20 protein-coding genes, 1 other RNA gene and 1 other annotated feature are annotated in these 24032 nt (G+C 43.6%); of the genes, 16 read left to right on the forward strand and 5 right to left on the reverse strand.

Features of this window, described 5'->3' with window-relative positions; translation table 11 throughout:
* The first annotated feature begins 268 nt into the window (after positions 1–268).
* From recJ to CSV68_RS15370, 9 genes are all read left to right on the forward strand, one after another.
* Positions 269–2614, forward strand: coding sequence for a single-stranded-DNA-specific exonuclease RecJ (gene recJ, locus CSV68_RS15330; protein ID WP_099662584.1), 2346 nt, complete (start codon positions 269–271; stop codon positions 2612–2614).
* Positions 2605–3117: an adenine phosphoribosyltransferase gene (locus CSV68_RS15335; RefSeq protein ID WP_085130996.1), complete on the forward strand. Its 513-nt coding sequence runs from the start codon at positions 2605–2607 to the stop codon at positions 3115–3117. Before recJ ends, CSV68_RS15335 begins: the two co-directional genes overlap by 10 nt.
* 143 nt (positions 3118–3260) lie before the next feature.
* A complete protein-coding gene (locus CSV68_RS15340) occupies positions 3261–5459 on the forward strand; it encodes a RelA/SpoT family protein (protein ID WP_099634430.1) in 2199 nt (732 codons plus the stop codon).
* 15 nt (positions 5460–5474) lie between these two features.
* A complete protein-coding gene (gene dtd / locus CSV68_RS15345) occupies positions 5475–5915 on the forward strand; it encodes a D-aminoacyl-tRNA deacylase (protein ID WP_099662585.1) in 441 nt (146 codons plus the stop codon).
* 239 nt (positions 5916–6154) lie between these two features.
* Positions 6155–6373, forward strand: a binding site (T-box leader).
* Between the two features lie 74 nt (positions 6374–6447).
* Positions 6448–7710 (forward strand): histidine--tRNA ligase, encoded by a 1263-nt coding sequence (hisS, locus tag CSV68_RS15350; RefSeq protein WP_099662586.1) that lies wholly within the window; start codon positions 6448–6450, stop codon positions 7708–7710.
* Positions 7711–8185: 475 nt separating this feature from the next.
* Positions 8186–9955, forward strand: coding sequence for an aspartate--tRNA ligase (aspS, locus tag CSV68_RS15355; protein WP_099662587.1), 1770 nt, complete (start codon positions 8186–8188; stop codon positions 9953–9955).
* Positions 9956–10031: 76 nt separating this feature from the next.
* Positions 10032–10212, forward strand: a non-coding RNA gene (ssrS, locus tag CSV68_RS15360) — 6S RNA.
* A 133-nt stretch (positions 10213–10345) separates the two neighbouring features.
* The gene (locus CSV68_RS15365) at positions 10346–11113 is read left to right on the forward strand and encodes a tRNA threonylcarbamoyladenosine dehydratase (protein ID WP_099634434.1); all 768 of its coding nucleotides are present in this window, start codon (positions 10346–10348) and stop codon (positions 11111–11113) included.
* A 14-nt stretch (positions 11114–11127) separates the two neighbouring features.
* A complete protein-coding gene (locus CSV68_RS15370; protein WP_099634435.1) occupies positions 11128–12546 on the forward strand; it encodes an NAD-dependent succinate-semialdehyde dehydrogenase in 1419 nt (472 codons plus the stop codon).
* 49 nt (positions 12547–12595) lie between these two features.
* On the opposite strand, the gene CSV68_RS15375 is transcribed toward CSV68_RS15370, so the two are convergent.
* The gene (locus tag CSV68_RS15375) at positions 12596–13138 is read right to left on the reverse strand and encodes a GDYXXLXY domain-containing protein (protein WP_099662588.1); all 543 of its coding nucleotides are present in this window, start codon (positions 13136–13138) and stop codon (positions 12596–12598) included.
* A gap of 929 nt (positions 13139–14067) precedes the next feature.
* A complete protein-coding gene (gene ilvA, locus CSV68_RS15380) occupies positions 14068–15336 on the reverse strand; it encodes a threonine ammonia-lyase IlvA (RefSeq protein ID WP_099662589.1) in 1269 nt (422 codons plus the stop codon).
* A 687-nt stretch (positions 15337–16023) separates the two neighbouring features.
* Between ilvA and yhfH the strand changes: the two genes are divergently transcribed.
* The 3 genes from yhfH to CSV68_RS15395 all read left to right on the forward strand — a co-directional run bounded on the left by yhfH (position 16024) and on the right by CSV68_RS15395 (position 17385).
* Positions 16024–16155: a protein YhfH gene (gene yhfH, locus CSV68_RS15385; protein ID WP_099627541.1), complete on the forward strand. Its 132-nt coding sequence runs from the start codon at positions 16024–16026 to the stop codon at positions 16153–16155.
* A gap of 293 nt (positions 16156–16448) precedes the next feature.
* Positions 16449–16871, forward strand: a complete 423-nt coding sequence (locus tag CSV68_RS15390) for a DUF948 domain-containing protein (protein WP_099662590.1) — start codon at positions 16449–16451, stop codon at positions 16869–16871.
* Positions 16872–16890: 19 nt separating this feature from the next.
* On the forward strand, positions 16891–17385 hold the full coding sequence (locus CSV68_RS15395; RefSeq protein ID WP_199168500.1) for a DUF948 domain-containing protein: 495 nt from the start codon (positions 16891–16893) through the stop codon (positions 17383–17385).
* A gap of 476 nt (positions 17386–17861) precedes the next feature.
* Here CSV68_RS15395 and CSV68_RS15400 read toward each other — a convergent pair whose 3' ends face one another.
* Both CSV68_RS15400 and CSV68_RS15405 read right to left on the reverse strand, forming a co-directional pair.
* Positions 17862–18299 carry a DUF948 domain-containing protein gene (locus CSV68_RS15400; RefSeq protein ID WP_099662591.1) on the reverse strand — a complete coding sequence of 146 codons (438 nt, stop codon included), beginning with the start codon at positions 18297–18299 and terminating at the stop codon, positions 17862–17864.
* A gap of 5 nt (positions 18300–18304) precedes the next feature.
* A complete protein-coding gene (locus tag CSV68_RS15405; RefSeq protein ID WP_232321273.1) occupies positions 18305–18718 on the reverse strand; it encodes a DUF948 domain-containing protein in 414 nt (137 codons plus the stop codon).
* A gap of 223 nt (positions 18719–18941) precedes the next feature.
* Here CSV68_RS15405 and CSV68_RS15410 point away from each other — a divergent pair, with 223 nt between their 5' ends.
* Positions 18942–19940 (forward strand): EAL domain-containing protein, encoded by a 999-nt coding sequence (locus CSV68_RS15410; RefSeq protein WP_233192944.1) that lies wholly within the window; start codon positions 18942–18944, stop codon positions 19938–19940.
* An 81-nt stretch (positions 19941–20021) separates the two neighbouring features.
* The gene (locus tag CSV68_RS15415; RefSeq protein ID WP_099634441.1) at positions 20022–20774 is read left to right on the forward strand and encodes an SDR family NAD(P)-dependent oxidoreductase; all 753 of its coding nucleotides are present in this window, start codon (positions 20022–20024) and stop codon (positions 20772–20774) included.
* A gap of 287 nt (positions 20775–21061) precedes the next feature.
* Here the strand turns inward: CSV68_RS15415 and CSV68_RS15420 are convergent, their stop codons facing one another.
* On the reverse strand, positions 21062–21487 hold the full coding sequence (locus tag CSV68_RS15420) for a MarR family winged helix-turn-helix transcriptional regulator (protein ID WP_233190439.1): 426 nt from the start codon (positions 21485–21487) through the stop codon (positions 21062–21064).
* A 232-nt stretch (positions 21488–21719) separates the two neighbouring features.
* Here CSV68_RS15420 and CSV68_RS15425 point away from each other — a divergent pair, with 232 nt between their 5' ends.
* Entirely contained in the window at positions 21720–23432 is a 1713-nt protein-coding gene (locus CSV68_RS15425) for a methyl-accepting chemotaxis protein (RefSeq protein ID WP_099662592.1), read from the forward strand.
* A 107-nt stretch (positions 23433–23539) separates the two neighbouring features.
* Entirely contained in the window at positions 23540–23890 is a 351-nt protein-coding gene (locus CSV68_RS15430; protein ID WP_099634443.1) for a YolD-like family protein, read from the forward strand.
* The last annotated feature ends 142 nt before the right edge of the window (positions 23891–24032 follow it).

Genomic DNA, 24032 nt, shown 5'->3' on the forward strand with positions numbered 1-24032 from the left:
TTCATGTGAGTCCTCCTTGGTTATAATTAGGGGTCAAGCCGTCGACGCCTTGACACCCCGAATCATACCAAGGGGACTTTTCTATTTCAATAGGGTTCCACTAACCAAACAGGAATGCTCCCGATGGCTCACCGCGGGCCCATGGGAAAGCGTCCGCCTGGAACGCAGGTCAACGGCGCCATCCCGTTCCCGCTTCCAACCTCTCCATACCGTTTCCTTTCAGTCTTCACCCACATTCGCTATAATAAGAACAGAGGATGTGAAAGCATTGATACAATCCAAAAAAAGATGGCAAATCGATCGGCCAGACGAAGAACTCGTCAACCAGCTCGCGAAAGACTTGAAACTTTCGACAATGCTTACAAAAATACTCGTCGCACGCGGAATCACCACTAGCGAACAAGCAAACGCGTACTTGCACATGGACGAGTCCAACTTGCATGACCCATTTTTATTACATGACATGCAAAAAGCCGTCGATCGCATCCAACATGCAATCGACACACAGCAACAAATTACAATATTTGGAGATTATGACGCGGACGGCGTAACAAGCGTCACGGTGCTAACAACAGCACTCGAACGTCTCGGTGCAAAAGTGAACTTTGCTATTCCGAACCGTTTCGAACACGGCTACGGACCGAATAGCGACTACTTTGAACAACTACATACAGAAGGCACAGAAGTCCTCATAACCGTAGACAATGGAATCTCAGGCATTGAGCAAGTTGCATTCGCGAAGTCGCTTGGGATGACGGTCATCGTAACGGATCATCACGAAATGGGCGACGTACTACCTGCGGCGGATGCGGTCATTCATCCACGCCATCCGGAAGGTGAATATCCATTCGGAGAACTCGCGGGCGTCGGAGTGGCGTTCAAACTAGCTTCTGCATTACTTGGGGAACCGCCGCTCGACTTGTTGGAATTCGTAGCGATCGGCACCATCGCGGATTTGGTTCCGTTAGAAGACGAAAATCGTTATATGGTGAAAGAAGGTATCCGCAGACTACGACGCACGCAACGTCCTGGAATTAAAGCGTTGATGCAAGTGAGTGGTCATGAGCAGAACGCTTTATCAGAAGAAACGATTGGCTTTACGATCGGTCCTCGTCTGAATGCTCCTGGCCGACTTGGAGATGCAGATCCAGCGGTCGATTTATTAAAAGCAGAAGATGAGCAGCAAGCGCTCGGCATCGCGGAAGAATTGAATGATTTGAATAAAGAACGGCAACAATTAGTGAAAGAAATCGCAAAAGAAGCGCAAGAGCAAGTGGAAATCCGTTATGGCGATCAAGTGCCTCACGTGTTAGTCATAGAAGGTGAAGGCTGGAATCCGGGTGTCGTCGGCATCGTATCGTCTAGACTAACGGAGAAATATTACCGTCCTTCCATTATTTTATCGCTTGATCATGAAACAGGAATGGCCAAAGGTTCTGCGCGTAGTATTGAGGGCTTTGATTTGTATAAGGAACTTTCGAAGAATGCATCGATTTTGCCACATTTCGGAGGGCATGCGATGGCTGCTGGGATGTCGTTGAAAATAGAGGACGTTGAATCATTGCGTTCGAATTTGAATGAACAGGCGAAGGAAGTATTGACTGAAGAAGATCTGCAGCCCATTTTATCCATCGATGTGCCATTGGCATTGGATGAAATTGATATTGCCTCCATCGAAGCACTTGAGAAAATCCGACCATTTGGTATGGGGTTCCCGAAGCCCGTTTTCCTATTAGAACAACTTGACACGATCTCAGTCCGTAAAATCGGTTCAGCGAAAGATCATTTGAAGCTTGAGATGGGTGATCGTAGTGAACGTCTAGATGCGATATTTTTCGGAGCGGGAGCATTGGCGGACGAAATGGCACCACAAAGTAAGCTTAGTTTGACGGGTGATTTACAGATCAATGAATGGAACGGCAATAAGAAAGCGCAGTTACTTGTCGAAGATGTGAAATGTGATGAGTGGCAGTTGTTCGATTACCGTGGAATCCGGGAGCCGGCTAGATGGTTGCCAATGATTCCAGACCAAGCCCAATTTATCGCGTTCAGTGAAGAGGCAATCCAGCATTTCGTGCCGTTCTTTAAAGACATTCCCATTGTTTTGATTGGGCGCGATGAACTTCAACCGTCTTCTTCCATTGTATTGCTTGATATGCCGCAGGCCGAAGAACAGTTGAAGCAAGTGATGGACAAGACACTTGCGGATCGAGTATATCTTCATCTACACGTGCATGATTCAATGTACTTTGAAAAGATGCCGGATCGCCAACAATTTGGTTGGTATTACAGCTTTTTGAAAAAGCGTGAGACATTTGATATGTACAATCAAATCGATATGCTTTCCAAACATAAAGGTTGGAAAAAAGATGTGATAAAGTTCATGACAAAAGTGTTTTATGAACTAGAATTTGTTACACTAGAGAATGGTAAGGTGACGATGCTCTCTTCTGCAGGTAAACGTGATTTGGCAGAAGCACCATCGTATAAAAAACGCCAACAGCAGATTAAACTTGAAGAGTTATTGCTTTACGCTCCGTATCAGGACTTAAAGAAAGTATTCGACTCTTTGCGTGAGACAGAAGCTGTTGAGGAGGAAAAACTGTGGACTTAAAAAAGTTTGTAACGACTGTAGACGATTATCCGAAACCGGGTGTCAGCTTTAAGGACATCACGACGATCATGGATAACGGAGAAGCATATAAATATGCGACAGACCAAATTGTCGAATATGCAAAAGGATTGGACGTAGATATCATCGTGGGGCCAGAAGCACGCGGTTTCATCATCGGATGTCCTGTTGCCTATGCGCTTGAAATCGGTTTTGCACCGGTCCGTAAGCCTGGCAAATTACCACGAGAAACCATCTCAGTCTTTTATGACCTAGAGTATGGACAAGATGAATTAACGATTCACAAAGATGCCATCAAACCTGGCCAACGTGTTCTCGTTGTCGATGATTTACTTGCAACTGGCGGTACAGTCGGCGCAACGGTCGAATTGATTGAGAAACTAGGCGGCGTAGTAGCTGGCTGCGCATTCTTGATTGAACTATCGTACTTGAACGGTCGCGAAAAATTGACGAATGAAAACATTAAGGCATTAATTACGTACTAATTGGGGAATCCTTCGCTTAACGCGGAGGATTCTTGCTATATAGGCACTGGGTTTGATTCGCTTTACATATAGGTGATATTATACATATACTACTAAAAATTATTATCTAAATATTTACGAAATAGGTTGAAAGGGGTAAGTCCATGGCGAAAAATCAAGACCTGACAGAACAAGACATATACGACTTAGTCGCTAAATACATGAACGAAGAACACGTCGAATTTATTAGACGGGCATATGTGTTGGCTGAAAAGGCGCACGAAGGACAGTTTAGGACTTCTGGTGAAGCGTATATCAACCATCCGATACAAGTTGCAGGCATTTTGGCGGGTCTTCAAATGGATCCAGAAACGGTCGCAGCGGGCTTCTTACATGATGTGGTAGAGGATACGGATATAAGCCGCGAAGATATTATTCGGGAATTCGGTGATGAAGTCGCGATGCTGGTTGACGGTGTAACGAAGCTTGATAAATTAAAGTTTCGATCCAATGAAGAAAAACAAGCGGAAAACCACCGTAAAATGTTTATTGCAATGGCACAGGATATTCGTGTCATATTAATTAAACTTGCTGACCGTTTGCATAATATGCGGACATTGAAACATGTTCCAGCAGCGAAGCAACGCCGTGTATCGGAAGAAACGTTGGAGATTTTCTCCCCGCTCGCTCATCGACTCGGAATTTCCACGATCAAATGGGAACTAGAAGATATCGCATTGCGTTATTCCAATCCACAACAATATTACCGTATCGTCAATCTGATGAAGCAAAAGCGGACAGAACGCGAACAGTATTTAAAAGACGTCATGAGTCAGATGCGCGTCGAACTAGATGAAATGGGCATCGCTGCAGAAATTCATGGCAGACCGAAGCATTTGTATTCTATTTATCAAAAGATGGTCATTCAGAAAAAAGAGTTCAATGAAATTTATGATCTACTGGCAGTCCGTATTGTCGTAAAAAGCATTAAAGATTGCTATGCGGCACTTGGAATCATCCATACATTGTGGAAGCCAATGCCAGGAAGATTTAAGGACTATATCGCGATGCCGAAACAAAATTTGTATCAATCGATTCATACGACAGTTGTTGGACCGGCTGGAGATCCGCTCGAAGTACAAATTCGCACGGAAGAGATGCACCGGATTTCTGAGTTTGGTGTGGCAGCGCACTGGGCGTATAAAGAAGGTAAGCAGGTCGCGAAGCTTTCCAGTGATATTGATTCGAAATTGACATGGTTCCGTGAAATATTGGAAATTCAAAATGAATCTTCCAATGCACAGGAGTTTATGGAGTCTTTGAAGTTCGACTTATTTTCCGACATGGTCTATGTATTTACACCGGACGGAGATGTCGTTGAATTGCCGCAAGGGTCGGTACCAATCGACTTTGCCTATCGTGTGCATTCCGAAATTGGGAACCGAACGACCGGGGCTAAAGTGAATGGTAAAATAGTACCACTTGATTCGCCGTTGTCGACAGGGGACATCATTGAGATTCTGACATCGAAACAGTCATTTGGTCCAAGCCGTGACTGGTTGAAACTAGCACATACATCTCAAGCGAAAAATAAAATCCGCCAATATTTTAAGAAGCAATTGCGTGACGAAAATATCGACAAAGGTAGCGAGATGATCCAGAAGGAATTAAAAGATGAAGAGTATGATATCAAGGAAGCGTTGAATAAAGAAAACATGCAACGTACCATTGATAAATTCAGCTTTACTTCTGAAGAAGACCTTTACGCGGCAGTCGGTTCTGGTGGTATTACCGCACAACAAGTAGTCAATCAATTAGCTGAGCGAATGCGCAAGGAACGCGTGAAGAAAGAAACGATTGATAAGATCGTCTCGGACATTCAAACGCCCAAGCCAGAGAAACAGACGGAATCAGGCGTTATCGTTAAAGACATCGATAATATGCTAATTCGTATCTCAAAGTGCTGTAATCCAGTACCAGGCGATGAAATCGTTGGATTCATTACACGTGGCCGAGGGGTTTCCGTTCACCGCACTGATTGTCCGAACGTCTTGTCTGAACAAGGTCAGCAAGAACGGATTATTGAAGTCCAATGGGCATTGCAGGATGATCAAGTTCGTAAAGAATTCCAAGTCGATATTGAGATTTCCGCATTCGATCGCCAAGGTTTGCTGAATGAAGTGATGATGGTTGTTGCGGACATGAATACACCGATCATCGCAGTGAGTGGCAAAGCGGACAAAGATGATATCGCGCATATCCATATGTCGATCAAAATCCAAAATATTACGCATTTGCAACGTACCGTCGATAAAATCAAACAAATCAAAGACGTATATTCCGTTGAACGGGTAATGAACTAATTAGGAGGTGTGGACATGCGAGTGTTATTACAGCGTGCGAAAGACGCTTCCGTAACAGTTGGTGGAGAAATAACCGGTTCCATTTCAAATGGTTATGTGTTACTCGTCGGCATCACGCATGACGATACTGAACAAGACGCCAACTATATAGCGAATAAAATTGCCGGCTTGCGTATCTATGAAGATGACGAGGGAAAACTGAATCGTTCAATCAAAGAAGTCGATGGCGCGATTTTGTCGGTTTCCCAGTTTACTTTGTATGGCAACGTACAAAAAGGTCGACGTCCGAGTTTTATCGAGGCCGCGAAAACCGAAGTAGCAGAACCTTTGTGGGAATACTTCAACGAGCAGCTACGCGGACTTGGACTTCACGTGGAAACTGGACAGTTTGGCGCGATGATGGACGTGCAGTTGACGAATGATGGTCCTGTTACGTTGATGATTGAGTCTAGGTGAGTAGAGCGGTGGGATCTATGAGCGTTTGCGTGGCGTGATAGAGCGATTGCCGCGAGTTGATGAGCGGATAGCAAGTGTGATAGAGCCATTGAGGCGTTTGATAGAGCGCTGATGGAAGGTAATAGAGCGGTGAAACGTTCTGTATGAGCATTTGCTAGTTCTGACCTCCATACATAATTCATCAAAGAAGTTGACAGTAGTAGCGGTTGCGACTAACATAGATAGTAATCGAATTAATTCATACACCGATGATGTGGAAAATACCTTTACTACAGGCTGGAAAGAGAACGGGGAACTTGGCTGAAATTCCCTGACAGAACCGTAAAGCGAACAACACCACGGAGGATTCATGCTGAAAGTAGTAGGCATGGACGGAACCGGCCGTTATCCGGATTCGAGTGGGCACATTTGTGTCAATTTGGGTGGAACCGCGGAAGCTACAAGCTCTCGTCCCTGTTTTATTAGGGATGGGAGCTTTTTTGTGTTCTCTGAAAGTTCGCCCGTCATCAGATCATCGAAAGGAGTTTTTCTAATGAATTTTAAAGTTCCCCGCGGTACGCAGGATATTCTTCCTGATGTTTCCTGGAAGTGGCAGCGCGTTGAAAAGATCGCTCGTTCGATCTGTGATGTCTACAACTACAAGGAAATCCGCACACCAATTTTTGAACAAACCGAATTATTCCAGCGCACAGTCGGTGATACGACAGATATCGTGCAAAAAGAGATGTACACATTTACAGATCGAGGAGATCGCTCGATGACGTTGCGCCCAGAAGGTACAGCACCTGTCGTGCGTTCATTCGTCGAGCACAAAATGTTCGGCTATGCAGATCAGCCTGTGAAGCTATACTACACAGGTCCGATGTTCCGCTATGAGCGTCAACAAGCCGGCCGTTACCGTCAATTCGTCCAGTTCGGCGTAGAGGCAATCGGCAGTGATGATCCAGCCATCGATGCAGAGGTAATCGAGTTGGCGATGAATATTTATAAGAAAACGGGCTTGTCGGATATTAAACTCGTACTGAACTCACTTGGCGACAAGGAGTCACGCGACGCACACCGTGAAGCACTAATTGCACACTTCAGCCCGAACATCGGAGAATTCTGTTCAGATTGCCAAAACCGTCTGGAGAAAAACCCGTTGCGCATTCTGGACTGTAAAGTAGATAGAGAACATCCATTGATGAAAACAGCCCCTTCATTAGCTGATTATTTGAATGAAGAATCAAGCGCGTACTTCGAAAAAGTGAAGAACTACTTGGACATCGCAGGCATCGAGTACGAATACGATCCGAATCTTGTACGTGGTCTAGATTACTACAACCACACGGCATTCGAGATCATGAGCACGTCTAAAGGCTTCGGTGCGATCACGACACTTTGTGGCGGCGGACGCTACAACGGACTTGCTGAAGAAATCGGTGGCCCACCAGCACCAGGCATCGGCTTCGCCCTCAGTATCGAGCGGCTTTTGCTAGCACTTGAAGCGGAAGAAAAGTCCTTCACAGACGAACCTTCACTCGACGTCTACATCGTCACACTTGGCGATGCAGCACGAGAAAAAGGCTTCGAGATTCTCGGCAAGCTACGCGAAAATGGTTTACGCAGCGAGATGGACTATATGGACCGCAAGATGAAGGCCCAAATGAAGTCCGCCGACCGCTTGAAAGCGCACCACGTCATCGTCATCGGCGAAGACGAAGTGAACGAAAACGTTGTCCAGCTAAAGAGCATGGCGGACGGAGAACAGAAAAAGGTTACGGTTGACGAATTGATTGGAGAATTGGAGAAGTAAGAGCTTGGAACGTCATGGGGATTTCCGTTCCGAGCGGACGCTTTCCTGCGGGCATGGCTTGAGCCTCTTCGTTCCTGCGGGGTCTCAAGGCTCATGCTTATCCCGCGGGAGTCGCCGCTCTGCACTCCAATCCCTACTTAATAAGTGGGACGTAATTTGTTTCTGTTCTTGCATTTGAATATAAAAGAATCAAGAAGCAGCACACTGGGTCACTTATGAATTTCAGTGATGTCACTAACTAATTATAGTCTCCACTTAGGATTGGAGCGTAAGAGGGGCGACTCCGGGAGGATCAGCCCGACAGGTGAGACAACTAAAGGGAGCACAGCGACCTAGTTGGCTCACCGCGGGCCCTCCGGAACGCGTCCCCTCTGAAGCGCAAATCCCAAGCACAACACCATTTCACTCTCTATATAACTTTTACTTTTTTAATTAAAAATACAAACTCAAACATCAGAAGGGTAGTGTAGCCACTATGCAACGCACACATTATTGTGGGAACTTATCAGAACTACAAATCGGAGAAGAAGTCACACTTAAAGGTTGGGTGCAGAAGCGCCGTGATCTTGGTGGACTGATTTTCATCGACGTCCGCGACCGCGCAGGCATCGTCCAGACAGTCTTCAACCCAGACATCTCAAAAGAAGCACTCGAAATCGCTGAAACTTTGCGTAACGAATACGTCATCGAAGTTACAGGTCTCGTTATAGAACGTGAAGAACGCACAAAGAACAAAAACATCGCAACGGGCGCAATCGAAGTCCAAGTTGTAGAAGTGAAAGTCATCAACGAAGCGAAGAACCCACCATTTACAATCGAAGACGAAACGGATGTAGGCGAAGAGACGCGCCTGAAGTATCGTTATCTCGATCTTCGTCGCCCTGAACTTGCAAAAGTGTTCAAAATGCGTTCAGATATTACGAAAACGGTTCGTAACTTCTTGGATGATGAAGGATTCTTGGAAGTGGAAACACCAATTTTAACGAAATCTACTCCTGAAGGCGCACGTGACTATTTAGTGCCAAGCCGTGTTCACGAAGGTGAATTCTACGCATTGCCACAGTCACCACAGTTGTTCAAGCAGTTATTGATGGTATCCGGATTCGATCGTTACTACCAAATCGCTCGTTGTTTCCGCGATGAAGATTTACGTGCAGACCGTCAACCGGAATTCACGCAAATCGATATGGAAATGAGCTTTATGTCAATCGAAGAAATTTTGGAGCTTAACGAACGCTTGATCAAAAAAGTGATGAATGATGTTAAGCAAGTAGATGTGGAAACGCCATTTAAACGTCTTCCATATGATGAAGCAATGAGTCGTTTTGGTTCAGACAAGCCGGACACTCGATTCGGAATGGAATTGACGGATGTATCTGAGATCGTTAAAGAGTCTTCATTCAAAGTATTCGCTGGCGCAGTTGAAGCGGGTGGACAGGTGAAGTTGATCAACGTTAAAGGTGCGGCGGAAAAATATTCACGTAAAGATATCGATGCACTAGGCGAATTTGCTAAAGTGTATGGCGCTAAAGGAATGGCTTGGTTGAAAGTGACGGAAGATGGCTTTAATGGTCCAATTGCGAAATTCTTCGACGGTGAAATTGGCGAAGCATTGAAAGCGGCTGGCGACGGTGAACCTGGAGATTTATTCTTGTTCGGAGCTGACAAGAAGTCAGTTGTAGCCGATTCACTTGGCGCATTGCGTCTGAAGTTAGGAAAAGAATTGGACTTGATCGATCAGTCGAAGTATAACTTCCTGTGGGTTACGGATTGGCCGTTATTTGAGTACGATGAGGAAGATGGTCGTTACTACGCAGCGCATCACCCATTCACGATGCCTGCTGACGTGGAAGAATTGAAAACTAGCCCGGAAACTGTAAAAGCACAAGCGTATGACTTAGTATTGAACGGTTATGAGCTAGGTGGCGGATCATTGCGTATTTATCAACGTGATGTGCAAGAAGCCATGTTCAAAGCACTTGGCTTCACGGATGAGCAAGCGCGCGAGCAATTTGGATTCTTGTTGGATGCGTTTGAATATGGAACACCTCCACACGGCGGTATTGCGTTCGGTTTAGACCGTATCGTGATGTTGCTTGCTGGTTCTACAAACTTGCGTGACACAATCGCATTCCCTAAAACAGCTAGTGCGAGTGACTTATTGACAGAAGCACCAAGTTCTGTTGATGATGCACAGTTGAAAGAACTCGGGATTAAAGTAGTCGCTGAACCAGTTAAAAAGTGAGTAAACGACTATTTTCAAAAGAGTTTATACAAATCGATTGAATTTTTAAAAAGCGTATGATAAGATGAAGTTAGTAGAAATCCTGAAGTGTTCGTCATTTGTAAATTAGTTTTGACCCAACATCTTATCGTCGGGAGTTCAACGTTATAGCTTGGATGACATGCCTTTAATCGGGACGCCAAAAGAGTTGTACAGGACACCCACCTGCTATTAGCGGGTTCAAAGCGATATTCAAAGACGGCACAGTCGGGATTTCACTTTCTAACAACTATTCACCTTCTTGCTTAAGCGAGAAGGTTTTTTATTGTCCAAAATTCAGTTAGTTGCGCGAGTGCAGGTGACTGTTTTAGGATAGAGTGAATACAATTTATCATAAAGGATGCGGTATAGATGTTACATCAATTTTCGAGAAATGAGTTATCCATTGGTACAGAAGGCGTAGAGAGAATGAAAGGTAAGACGGTGGCGATTTTAGGAGTCGGTGGAGTTGGTTCATTCGCAGCTGAAGCATGCGCGCGCACTGGGGTTGGACGTATTATCTTAGTCGATAAAGACACGATCGATATTACCAATATCAACCGCCAACTAGTTGCTTATTTGTCGACGGTAGGGCGCTCGAAATCAGCTGTCATGAAAGAACGAATTGCGGATATTAATGCAGAGTGTGAAGTGATTGATCTACATATGTTCTACACGGAGGAAACGTCTGAAGAATTCTTCTCGTACAAGCCCGATTATGTCATTGATGCATCGGATACGATTAGCTATAAAATTCATTTGATCCAGCAATGTCTCGAGCGTGGAATTAAAGTAATCTCGAGTATGGGAGCTGCGAATAAAACCGATCCGACTCGTTTCCAAATTGCTGATATTTCGAAAACGCATACGGATCCATTAGCAAAAGTGATGCGTCTTCGTTTGCGCAAGCTTGGAATCCCTAAAGGTGTGCCTGTCGTATTTTCCGATGAAAGCCCAATTGTCGTACGGGAAGACGTTCTGGAAACGGTAGGGAACGCCGATGCATCGATACGAAAAGCACAAATGCCTCCAGCTTCCAATGCATTTTGCCCATCAGTTGCAGGTTTAATTCTCGCCAGTTGGGTATTAAATGATATAGTGGCAGATATTCCTGTTGAGCGTGTCAATGATGCTAAATAAAGGAGAGATTGTACATGAAAACAACTGAAATGATCATTAACGGAAAGCGACTCGGTGCAGATTTACCGCAAATCGAAGTAGTGAATCCTTCAACTGGTGAGACAATCGGTGCAGTGCCTAAAGGCGGCAAAGCGGAAGCGACGCAGGCAGTCGATGCGGCTTCTGCAGCATTTTCAGACTGGGCGGCGTTGTCAGCATATGAGCGCAGTGCCTATTTAATGAAATGGCATGCGTTGATTGAGGAAAATGAAGAAAGCGTAGCCGACATCATGACGACTGAGCAAGGTAAGCCGTTAGCCGAAGCGCTTGGCGAAATGCGTTATTCGAATGGTTACATTAGCTGGTTTGCTGAAGAAGGTAAGCGGATTTATGGTGAAACCATTCCGGCTACACAATCGAATAAGCGATTGTTCGTGCAAAAGCAACCAGTAGGTGTCATCGCATCGATTACGCCATGGAACTTTCCAGCGGCTATGATTGCGCGTAAAGTCGCTCCGGCTCTCGCAGCAGGCTGTACGGTCGTCATGAAGCCGGCTTCTCAGACTCCGCTAACTGCAATTCGTTTAATAGAGCTAGCGCAAGAAGCAGGTATTCCGGATGGTGTTCTTAACATCGTAACAGGCAGTGCGAGTGAAATTGCAGAAGCATGGCAAGAAGACGGTCGTGTGCGCAAGCTGACGTTTACAGGATCTACTGAAATCGGTAAGACATTAATGAAAGGTGCAGCCGATACGATGAAGAAGATTTCATTGGAACTCGGTGGACAGGCACCGGCGATTATTATGGCGGACGCGGATCTAGATAAAGCAGTAGATGGCGTGATCGCGGCGAAATTCCGTAATGCAGGACAAACATGTGTCTGTGCGAACCGTATTTATGTTCATTCATCAATCGTGGAAGAATTCACAAAGCGCATTGCCGAGGAAACGAAGAAATTGAAAGTCGGCGACGGCAAAGAAGAAGGCGTCGTAATTGGTCCGTTAATTGACCAAGATGCAATCGATAAAGTGGATGAGCATGTAACAGATGCAAAATCTAAAGGGGCAACAGTCGTTACAGGCGGTGAACTCATTAAAGGCTTATTCTACCAACCGACTGTCTTAAAAGATGTAACAGACGACATGCTCTGTATGCAAGAAGAGACATTTGGCCCGGTATTGCCAATTACCACGTTTGAGACACAGGAGGAAGTAATCCAGCGTGCAAATGATACAGTATTTGGATTAGCGTCTTACGTCTTCACGGAGAATATCACAAAAGGTATTCAGATTTGTGAAGCGTTAGATTATGGTATCGTGGGTCTAAATGATGGTTTACCATCTGCACCACAAGCTCCGTTTGGCGGCTTTAAACAAAGTGGCCTTGGACGTGAAGGTGGACATCAAGGTATGGATGAATATCTAGAAGTGAAATATATTTCTTTAGGTTTATAATAAAAAAAGGAAGCAACAAGTCAGAGCCGTACTCTGCCTTGTTGCTTTTTTAGTTGGTTTGAAATTCGCGCAAAATGCTATTGCCGTCAAGTACTTTAAAATGCGCTGTCATCGTGCTATTTTGTACACTGTCTGCCGCAACTCGATGTCCAAATTCGGGAACATAGACACGATCTAACCCGAAGTTTACGATATAATGATCGTTTTGACGATACTCTCTATCGGTTGTCTGCGCCAACCAGCCCATTAAATAGACGCCTTCCTCCGGTTTTTTGTCAGTCAATGAAATCAATTCAGTGACACCGTCTTTTTGTTCCAATACGCCAAATACTCGCGTCTGGCCGAGTTCATCTGGTTTTTTTAATGCAGTCACTAAACTAGGAGTCATGCGTTCCTTTGGTACTTTTTCGACGTCGTAGCGAAGCATGACATAATTTTCGTTTGCGTCTTGTTCGGTAATCGTTTCTGATTGGAGATAGATATCCGTGCCGTTTTGGATCGTTGTGAAGTAAGGAACCGTGAGACTGGCTAAGATGAGTAAGGGGATTATGAAGAGTATGGATATACTGAATTTACTATGCTTGGGGCCCATTTCAAAGTCACCGCCTTTTCTGCATTTTCATAAAAAGTGTACTTCTTATGTACAGATAGCATGTGCTGTTTATGTGTATTTTAGTAATTTATTACCCAGTTTTTTTATTTCGGAAACCTTTCCCAGTTATTTTGAATAAATTCTTGTGGGTTGGAGATTAGTGCAGGGGAGGTTTTGAACGTTTAATCCTTGGGTGCGTAATAAGCGGCATGGGGTTGTGGTTCTTGCACGTTCATTTTCTTTTTCCTGTTTGTTCAGTAGTTTGTGGTTTAGCTGTCTATGTAAGTGGTAAGTTCATTGTCGCCACTACAGCGCTGGTGGATGGCTTTCGCGAGGAGCCAGAGAGAAGGCCTGTCTTTGTCTCCTCGCTACGCCTACCACAGCAGGCGCCTTCGTTAAATTGTGTGAATGGCAGTTCCTACACTTCTTTTGCAAGAAATACATACTAGCTATCACGATGTCACTGAACTTCTTCCTATAAGAACCACAACTAGAATAAATACCACTTAGTAGCGCAGGCGCAACTGCGGGGTAGGCCGTGGCCATGAGACAACTGGCGGCACTTTGCCAGCTGGCTCCTGGCTGTAGGCAATCCCCCACGTGCCTGCGCGAGTCCAGAAAGCAGACACTTACTAACTTCAGTACCCAACCGCCAGTCGTGCAACGTCCCAACAAAGAGTCGCAAAGACACGCAGCCGCCTAGTTTTTCCTGCAAAACACGTTTGTTAGTCGGGTACTGTACGCTATCTCTTGTTTTGCTTTACCACTTAAAACCACAACCAAAATAAATACCACTCAGCCGCATAGTCTTTCTGCCATAAGTGTTTCTTGGTTGGGTAAGGTACGCAAATTATAATTTCACTGTGCTAATCAGAACCACAAAAAAACTGCCGCAAGAAGTCGCGATGACTCTTACGGCAGTGCTTTTGTTAAATCAACAACCCGAACAACGTACTGTCCTTGTTCACTTCTTTATAAGGGAATCCATTCTTCTCCATGCGTGCAATTAGGCCATTATAGTCTTCCTTGTGCTTAATCTCAATTCCAACAAGACCTGGTCCGCTCTCTTTGTTATTCTTTTTCGTATACTCGAACATCGTAATATCGTCATCCGGTCCAAGCACACCGTCAAGAAACTGCCGTAGTGCACCTGCACGTTGTGGGAAGTCTACGAGGAAATAATACAGCAAGCCTTCGTAAATCATCGATTTCTCTTTGATTTCCTGCATTCTACCGATATCATTATTTCCACCGCTGATCACACAGACGACGCACTTGCCTTTGATTTCGTTTTTATAGAAATCCAGGGCTGCGATTGGAAGGGCACCTGCTGGCTCCGCGATGATCGCGTGTTCATTGTATAGATCGAGAATTGCCGTACATACTTTACCTTCAGGGACGCTGACGATGTTTTCGAGATAGTTATTGCAAATTTCATAATTTAAATCGCCTACGCATTTGACGGCCGCGCCATCGACGAATTTATCGATCGTTGCCAGGGGAACGACCTTTTGTGCGTCGATAGAAGCCTTCATGCTTGCTGCACCAGCTGGCTCTGCACCGATCATTTTCGTATGCGGAGACAAGTTTTTAATGTACGTACTGATTCCCGACATCAATCCACCGCCACCGATACTTGCAAATACGTAATCAATCGGCTCTTCGATATCGTTCATGATCTCAACAGCTACCGTCCCTTGACCGGCAATAATATCCTTGTCATTGAATGGATGAATGAAAATACGCTGTTCTTTTTCCATCAATTCGACCGCGCTTTCGAAACAATCATCGAACGTATCTCCGACTAAAATAATTTCAATGCGATCGCGCCCGAACATTTTCACCATATTTACTTTTTGTCTAGGAGTTGTTTGAGGCATGAAGATCTTGCCATCAATGTCCAGGTTTGCACATGCGAACGCTACGCCTTGTGCATGGTTTCCTGCACTCGCACAGACAATTCCTTTTTTGCGTGCTTCTGTTTCGATGCGTTTCATCTTATAATAAGCACCGCGCAATTTAAAGGAACGGACATGCTGCAAATCTTCCCGCTTAATATACACATGGCAGTCATACTTTTCCGATAGACGATCATTTTTCTGTAAAGGCGTATGCGCTACGATGTCTTTCAGCAGCTGATTAGCAATTAAGATATCTTCTACTTGAACACTTGGAGTTTCCATTTTTTTCACCTTCATAACTTATCATCTAACCTCCGTTATTGAGTCAACGTTTACTCATAATAACATGAAAAAAACTGAATGAACACACGAAAGTTCTAAATTGTGTGTTTATTTTAATAATAGTGACTTTATTGGGAACTTTCTGTGAATGTAAGCGGTTACTGGGTTGATAAGGGAATTCAATAAATAGGGTGGGTCAAATATTTATGTAATAGGGAAGCATTTTGCTATCTTGCAATAGTAGTGGAAAAATATTAATTCATATAAAACATGTAGATTTTTATTCTGTATGTAGACAAATAAGTGGTGTTTAATTCGTAAACAGAAGGGAAAACTAATGAGTGAGGGACTAACCACCAGAAAGGAAGCGTTTATTCATGCAGAAATGGGACAGTAGACCAGAAAAGCCGGATAATATGCAATGGACGGTGTTTGTCGTAACTCTTGTCATCATCGCAGCTGTAATAGTATACGGATTGATGATGTAAAGAGGCAAGAAATGGTATGTCACGATATCGACATGCCATTTTTATTTTCATTTTTTTAATACCTCCATTCGTCGCGCTCTTTTGGATTCTATCGCAAAATAACAGATTCCGTCTGAAAAGAGTGACAAATCTGACTACGCTGTTATATATTAGTCTTAAGAAAAGTTGCTGTATCAGTACAGCGAATTACAAAAAACGAATGGGGGAATAGACGATGAAAAAGAACACAGAGCAGAAAAGACAAATGGTGGAAAAGGTTTGTACGGAATGTGGGAATCAGTTCAAAGAAAAGCAAGAGTCTGTAATGTACGAATGCGAGCGTTGTGTCGGACGACATGAAGAATAATAAAAAATCCTATGCTCCTCCATACGGGGCATAGGATTTTTTTGCGTTGAAGAACAAAACGTATACACTACAGAAAATGAATTCCGTTAAATTGTATCAACTATCTACATATATAAGTTAAACAAAAGAAGAATTGATTCCGTGTTCGCCGTTGATTTCGGGCGGTCTCGCTATAAGAAAATCAAATTCATTAACTCCTCTCACAGAACTTTGAATGATTAATGTTTTAGAAAAACTGAGAGTGGTATAGAATGATAAGATGTATTTAGTTTGTTGGAGAGGAGGATGTGTGTATGGCGTACATTGGTTTATTATTAATCGCGATCTCAGTATTGATTGTGGCCATCTACCTTTCATTGTTACTAACGAAGTCTTCGAACTTATTGCTGACAGTTATGGGAACAGTAAAAGGGGTAGAGGCAGAGCTTGATAAGAGCATTGAGCAATTATATGGAACTTTAAATGAGACTGAACAACTGGCAACAGATGTTCAAGTGAAACTCGCTGCAACGACGCCTATGTTTTCTACTATTGAAAATATCGGACGTTCAAGCCAGTACTTGAGTGAAGAAGTAAACAAGCGGACAAGACAATTTGAAGAGGATGGTTCTCTTCCAGGAACGGAAAAATTCGTTCAAGCCATCCAATATGGAGAGTTCGGTGTCCAAGTTTACGATTCATGGCAACGTGGCAAGAAGAGCTTAAAAAATATGTAACAGGAAATGAGGGTTGAGAATGGATCTCGTTGGAATTGGCGTCATACTCATCGGTATCGCCTTCGTCATTTTAGCTATCTATTTCGCAAAAGTATTACAACAAGTCGGAAATATTCTGCAAGACGTCGATGAGACGGTAGGAGCGCTTCCAAAACAACTTGATGGTATTTTGGACGAAACAGGAAATTTAATTAAAAACAGTAATAACTCATTAGCAGATATCAATACAAAAATTGAAAATCTGACTCCATTGTTCCAAGTAATCGGCGACCTTGGAGAATCTACACACCAACTAACTTCTTCGTTAGTGGATGTGTCGTCTTCCGTTCAACAAAAAGGAGAGCACACAGACACTTCGGAGCAAAACAAAAAACTAGGCGGCATCTACGGTTCGGCCATGTTAGGTTATTACATCTTTAAGAAGCGCAAACAATCTGTGAGTGCTGCTAAGGATCGTGCAGAACAAGGTGTTCCACAAAAAAAGTTACCAGCACCGGAAAACGCGTCATTTTAAGTGCTGACACAGACTGAAGATCAATCCCAGTGGGGCTTGAGCTTCAGTCTTTTTTAGGTTTAGGGGAGCATTGTAGTAAATGTTTTTATAGTGGGGGAGATACGTGCTCTACCTATACAGTATTGGTGTACGCAAAGGTATGGCGTTGGTGAAAGAGTCTACAGATAACTGGAAACCTATTTTCTTAAGTTCAATACTCGATGCTGTCTTTAGTGTGATTGTCTATGCAATGATTAGTTATAGCGCTTTACTAAATTCTGGGCAAATGGAATAATGTTTTATTTTTTGACAATTGCTTTTATGGGTGAATCACGCGAAGTGTAGACATAGAATTTGAAGGTGACCATGACGGTACGCGGTTTCTATGCAATAATGTAGCCTATATTTCGGATGGCGATTCCCATCGCTTTTCCTCTTAAAACATAAAAAGAGCTGTTCATAAAGTCTTTACAAGACTCTCTGAACAGCTCTTCCACTTACGGTCGTATCTTCTTAAGTTCTTTACGCTGCTGCATCAAATAAAATGCCAGCGTAGCGACTCCATACAACCCTTTATATTCTTTCTCGCGAACAAACTCACTCGCATTCCCAACACGATCCTTAAAGCGAATCGTCGTATCGAGTGCGGCAGTCGTCACTTCACGTGAAGCCTCGCCAACATCTCCAACAATCTGGAAGACCGGTGTCACTTCATCAATCTGTTTGTTTACATTACTAATCGTATCATTCGTTGTATGAAGAATTTGTTGTGTTTGACCCGTAACTTCTGCTACCGTTGACGGCAGGGTATCGGTCGTCTTTTTGACACTTTCCAATACTTCGGTCAATTTTCCAAGTGGTTTAATTAACACGATTGCGACAATAATTAGCGCGATGCCGATAAGCAATACGCCTATTCCTAGTACCCAATCCATCAAGTTCACCTCTCTCCGTTATTCTGCTTCATCTTGTAGTACATTTTTGATGCTACTTCGGACAATGCAGTCGTTTGCTCCATCAATTTGGCATACTTGCCAGGAGGCGCTGATACTTGATCCGCCATTTTAGCGATAGAGTTTTGCACGTACTGGGTGGATTCGCGAAGTTCTTTCGCTGAGGCCGCCAATCCGTCAACCGATTGCAGTTTTGCATTCGCATCATCCGCAATTTGGTTCGTCTGAGTCATGAGCTGATCGGCTTTATCCGTGATACCGCCCACTTTCAGTTCCACACGTTTCATCGTTTCTTTTACATCTGTCATTGCTTCTTTGACCGCCTTGGCTGTTTTAATAATAGCAATTGCGATAACTACTAAAGCCGCAACGGCGACTATGGCACTAATATACAAGAGCACCTTCAATCTAGTCACCTCCACATAATAAGTGCGTTTTTAACTTGAACGCCTAACTTCCGTCGAAACGGGTAAACGTTCTATATCCTTGTCATTCCACAAATGAAAGTAATCTAAACACTGGCACGCTATTTAACTAGAAAAACTATAATTCCATACCCATATGTGAGAAAAGTACCTGAAATATGATATGATTCTCAAATCAGATATTGAAGGGGTGAAATAATTGCCTTGCAAAGGTTGCATTGTCCGCGCTATTGATTATGAAGTCTCATTTGAAAATTGTAAGCAAACCGCACTGTTCGAATCAATAGAAGATCATTTGAAACGAGCCGATATGCTAGTGAACCAGGTAGATCAAACCTTTCATGTGAAAGAACAAGGGATAAAAGAATTATACGACTTTTGCGTCGATCATGCAGTAGAAATGGATACTATTCAATTTCGTCTCGACCAAACCGACTGGCGACCATTCTCGGAAGTCATGCATGTAGTCGAAATGCAATGGATTGACGAGGTCATTCAAGACGAACAATTGACAAGTCATTATCAGCCTATTGTTACACCTGACCTTGAGATTTATGCCTATGAATTGCTCGCGCGCTTTTATCATAAAGACGGGAAAGTAATTTATCCAAATGAAATTTTCTCCGCAGCAAAAGAGCGTGGTAGATTATATGCTCTTGATAGAGTGTGTCGTCTAACGGCAGTTCGCCATGCAAAACGTATTAGCCAAAAAGCGTTTATTAATTTCATTCCAACCTCTATCTATTCGCCAGAGTTTTGCTTGCGATCGACGATAAATTTAGCGAATGAATTACAAATTGACCCATATCGTTTGATTTTCGAAGTAGTGGAGTCGGAAAAAGTGGAAGATATGGGCCATTTAAAAAAGATTTTGGAGTACTATCATTCAAGAGGGTTTGAGTATGCGCTCGATGATGTGGGGGAAGGCTATAACACAGTTGAAGTACTCTCTTTCCTTCGTCCGAACTATATGAAGCTCGATATTAAATATGTGCAAGGTGTCGCGACGGATCTTGAAAAGCAACTTATTGCAGCAGATTTTCTTGAAAAAGCGTTGGCAGTGGATTCAATTCCGTTAGCAGAGGGTATAGAAGCGGTAGAAGATTTTGAGTGGCTGAAAAAGAAAGGTTATCAACTATTTCAAGGCTATTTGTTTGGCAAACCGTCGGCAGATCCACAAGCTGAAATTTCTATATAAGGCATACATGTTGTCGAGGGTAATTAGTTTACACTGAAATTGGTTTAATGTTAAAATATAAATAATAAGGAGATGGTACATATGAGATTAGACAAAAAAGTTGCAATCATTACAGGCGGGGCTGGCGGCATCGGATTAGGTATCGCTACAGCATTCGCTAAAGAAGGTGCGACTATCGCGATCGTTGACTTAAACAAAGAAGCAGGCGATGCAGCGATTGAAAAATTGCAGAAAATCTCTCCGCAATCGATTTTTATTCAAGCGGACTTAACTGTTCGAACAGAATTACCTTCCATTGTCGAGCAAGTCGTAACGAAGCTCGGAAAATTGGATATCTTAGTTAATAACGCGCATGCTTCACGTATGAAATCTATTGAAGAGATGACGCAAGAAGACATAGACCTGTCGTTCAATACAGGATTCTATCCAACGCTTTACTTGATGCAAGCTGCACTTCCACACTTGAAAGAGTCAAAAGGCACTGTGATCAACTTCTCATCCGGCGCAGGACTAAATGGCGATGTGAACCAAGGTTCATATGCTGCGGCGAAAGAAGCCATTCGCGGGATCACAAGAGTGGCGGCGAATGAGTGGGGTCAATACGGCATCACATGTAACCTGATTTCGCCGATTGCCAAAACACCTGGCATTGAGCATTGGGGAAAAGAAAATCCGGAATCGTATAAAGCGATTCTTGCGAAAAATCCACTTGGACGCCTGGGCGATCCAGAAAAAGACATCGGTCGTACCGCAGTATTCCTAGCGAGCGAAGATGCTTCTTACATCACCGGTCAAACGATGATGGTAGACGGCGGTTCTATCAAATTACGTTAATACAACATTCAAGGCTGTCCTGTTTTTATGGGGCGGTCTTTTTTGTGTGTAAGTATGCGTGGGGGCGCGGGTATGAGCGGATATGGCCGTTGATAGAGCGGATTGCGTGTGCGATAGAGCGTTCGTGGTGAAAATATGAGCGCACGCAGATGTTGATAGAGCGGATACCGCACGCCATAGAGCATTCGCGCGGAACTATTGAGCGCATTCAAAACAGCCTTTCCCAAATAATCCAACCAACACTCTTCACAAAACAAAAAAGCTGCTCTATACGAGAGCAGCTTCGTTCAAACAAACGTATTATTTAACTTTGTGTAAATTTGGACTAAACTATTTCGTTCAGCCTCCGATAAGTGACTAAAGAACTCCGAACGCACTTGTATTCCGCATTTCTGCGCTTCGCCTAAAATTTCTAGGCCTAGGGGTGTTATTTTCCAATACTTTGTTCGGCGGTCTTCTTCATCATTACGTAACGTGATAAATTCACTTTTAATGAGCTTTGACGACAAATGCGTTAAGGAAGCCGGCGTAAAGCCTAGTGTTTCAGCCAAGTCAGAAGGACGTTGCTCACCTTTGTTATGTAACTCAAGCAACACAAGAATATGGGAGATCCCTAGGGACAGCTTAGATTCTTGCTGGAAACGGATCAGCATTTTATTTGTCACTTGATCCATTAAATGTACCAAATTGAAAATTGTTTGTTCTTCATTCAAAAAAGAACGCCTCCCTTTCCTTCAAGAAACTTTATGTTTATATACTATTCATCATACAATATTATATACGAAATGAAACCGTTGTGACACGATAATAATACCTACATCTTACACAATATTTTAAAATCAAAGAGTTTTTCATTTTCTTCTTTTTAATTATAGACTGATAGCGTATGATAAAGACAACGAATGAGCTAGATGAACCAAATTGGAAGGGTGGGCATAAGGTTTGATGAAAGTTAAAGATTCGTTAACGTTTCAGCTAGGTACGATCATAGCTGGAATCCTGGTGGTGATGCTAGCTATTACATCACTGGCTACATATAAGACTGCTTATGACAAGTTATATGACGCTGCAGGAATTGAGGCGTACGGCTGTGCCAATATTACTACTGGATTGATTCGACCTGGTGATATGGAAAAAGCATTGGCTGGCGACGCTGATACACAAGATGCACTAGGGAAGACGTTGAATTGGACAACCGAACATAAAAATATATTTGAAACTCAATATATTTTGGATTTGGATGGAAAACTCGTAGCCCTCGACGATAATCTGAGAGCTAAAGGATTTAAGCCGGGAGATCAGTTCCATTTAGACGAAAAAGCGATTGCCGATTTACTCGAACATCGACATTCTACATACTCCCAGCCTTACGAGTATGGTGACATGGAGCGGCTTTCAGGTTATGCGCCAATACACGCAGATCAGGATGCGAGCAAAGAAATCATCGCATTCAGCGTAATTGATTTCGATGCGAACATCGTCAAGCACCGTACATGGGATGTCGTACGCGACGGAATCTTGATCAGCATTATCCCTATGATACTTGCTTCAATCGGTACAGGATTCCTGATTCGTCGGAAAACGAAGCCGATCACGAGCTTAATTGAGCAGGCGAAGAAAATTGCGGATGGCGACTTGGCGGTTCAACCGACGGAAGTGAAATCACAAGACGAAGTGGGCGACTTAGCCCGTACACTGAATCGTATGACGGTGAATTTACAAGATATGATCTCGACGATGAATACGACATCGCAGCATTTATCCGAAAACGCGGGGGAAACCTCTGCATCACTTTCTGAAATGCGTGAAGCGATTACGATGGTTGCGCATAATATCGAAGAAGTCGTCACGGCCGTTACGGATGGCACATCAACTGCGGAGCATGCTACAGGCATTTTGACGGGATTAGCAAGTGGTTTAGACAACACGAAACAAAGCGCTGATTCGATGCTCGTTAACTCCAACGAAACGATGAAGATTGCACTAGAAGGCGCAAAACGTGCAGAGGAAATTAGCCACGATATGGAATTAATTCGAAATGGTTCACAAGAAGTGGGAGATACGATCCAAAACTTGGTTGAATCTACGACGAAGATTCAAAATATCACAGGTTCTATCGCAGGAATCGCAGCTCAAACCAATTTACTCGCGCTGAACGCATCCATTGAAGCGGCTCGTGCAGGTGAACACGGTAAAGGCTTTGCGGTAGTGGCAGAAGAAGTACGGAACTTGGCCGAGCAATCGAATCAGGAAGTGCTCGAAGTAGAGAAACTAGTGAAGGATATTTCGGATCGTATCCAGCAAGTCATTACTTCTACATCGGAAAATACGAAACATATCACGAAGGGTACAGAAACAGTGAAGCTTACGTCTCAGTCATTGAGTAATATTTCCGTAGCAGTTGGAGAAACTGTCAAGGAAATCAAGAATATCTCGAACTTGATGACGTCAGAAGCCGCAAAATCAACAGAGGCAGTGCAGTTGATCGAGCATTTGACACATGCTGTACAAAATATCGAAGACATGACGAATAATATTGCGGCAGCTGCCGAGCAAACGACAGCCAGCATAGAAGAAATTTCAGAACGTTCTACGCAGACCAATCAAATGGCGCGTGAACTGGAAGTGTTTGTCGGTTCATTCAAATTACCTAAGTAAACACTCGACCATCGCTTATCAAGCGATGGTCTTTTTAACCATTGATTTTAGAATGTACGTTCTGTATAATACGAACATACATACGCTTAAGAAATGGGGAATAGCTGATGGAAAGGAACCGAGATAGAGGGAAATTGAAGTGGACGTCGCTTATGCTGCCTGAACACCTCGAGAGACTACGTGATTGGCAACGGGAAGACGAATATATAGAACGACCTGAGTTAACCGATTGGGAGCTACAAACGATGCAGGAGACTCTTGAAGTGGCTTTGCGCAGACGTAGCGAGACATCAATCAAGACTTGGCATGATGGAGAGGTTCGCTTTCATCAAGGGGAGATCGAAGCGCTCGACTTGCAGACGATGACGATCGTACTGCGCGATCCATTTGGAGCGGAAAGAATTCATGTAGCGGATGTGGTAGATGTCCAGTTGTCCAAAGCAGTAGACGGTTTATAGACAAAAATAAAGGTTCTAACTCAAATGTTGGGGTGGAGTGAATTTAAATCCACCCCTCAACCTAAATGAACGCCAATTTCTTTATACTGTATGTTTAATAAAATTTTCGCCCTAAAGTGATCGAAACGTCTAAAGCCATAGG

The sequence above is a fragment of the Sporosarcina sp. P29 genome, assembly GCF_002743265.1.
Taxonomy (GTDB): Bacteria; Bacillota; Bacilli; order Bacillales_A; family Planococcaceae; genus Sporosarcina.

Excerpts from the sequence above, each read along its gene's own strand:
- CSV68_RS15340 (WP_099634430.1), top strand. The coding sequence starts at position 3,261 with ATGGCGAAAAATCAAGACCTGACAGAACAAGACATATACGACTTAGTC.
- dtd (WP_099662585.1), top strand. The coding sequence starts at position 5,475 with ATGCGAGTGTTATTACAGCGTGCGAAAGACGCTTCCGTAACAGTTGGT.
- hisS (WP_099662586.1), top strand. The coding sequence starts at position 6,448 with ATGAATTTTAAAGTTCCCCGCGGTACGCAGGATATTCTTCCTGATGTT.
- aspS (WP_099662587.1), top strand. The coding sequence starts at position 8,186 with ATGCAACGCACACATTATTGTGGGAACTTATCAGAACTACAAATCGGA.
- CSV68_RS15365 (WP_099634434.1), top strand. The coding sequence starts at position 10,346 with ATGTTACATCAATTTTCGAGAAATGAGTTATCCATTGGTACAGAAGGC.
- CSV68_RS15370 (WP_099634435.1), top strand. The coding sequence starts at position 11,128 with ATGAAAACAACTGAAATGATCATTAACGGAAAGCGACTCGGTGCAGAT.
- CSV68_RS15375 (WP_099662588.1), bottom strand. The coding sequence starts at position 13,138 with ATGGGCCCCAAGCATAGTAAATTCAGTATATCCATACTCTTCATAATC.
- ilvA (WP_099662589.1), bottom strand. The coding sequence starts at position 15,336 with ATGAAGGTGAAAAAAATGGAAACTCCAAGTGTTCAAGTAGAAGATATC.
- yhfH (WP_099627541.1), top strand. The coding sequence starts at position 16,024 with ATGAAAAAGAACACAGAGCAGAAAAGACAAATGGTGGAAAAGGTTTGT.
- CSV68_RS15390 (WP_099662590.1), top strand. The coding sequence starts at position 16,449 with ATGGCGTACATTGGTTTATTATTAATCGCGATCTCAGTATTGATTGTG.
- CSV68_RS15395 (WP_199168500.1), top strand. The coding sequence starts at position 16,891 with ATGGATCTCGTTGGAATTGGCGTCATACTCATCGGTATCGCCTTCGTC.
- CSV68_RS15400 (WP_099662591.1), bottom strand. The coding sequence starts at position 18,299 with ATGGATTGGGTACTAGGAATAGGCGTATTGCTTATCGGCATCGCGCTA.
- CSV68_RS15415 (WP_099634441.1), top strand. The coding sequence starts at position 20,022 with ATGAGATTAGACAAAAAAGTTGCAATCATTACAGGCGGGGCTGGCGGC.
- CSV68_RS15425 (WP_099662592.1), top strand. The coding sequence starts at position 21,720 with ATGAAAGTTAAAGATTCGTTAACGTTTCAGCTAGGTACGATCATAGCT.
- CSV68_RS15430 (WP_099634443.1), top strand. The coding sequence starts at position 23,540 with ATGGAAAGGAACCGAGATAGAGGGAAATTGAAGTGGACGTCGCTTATG.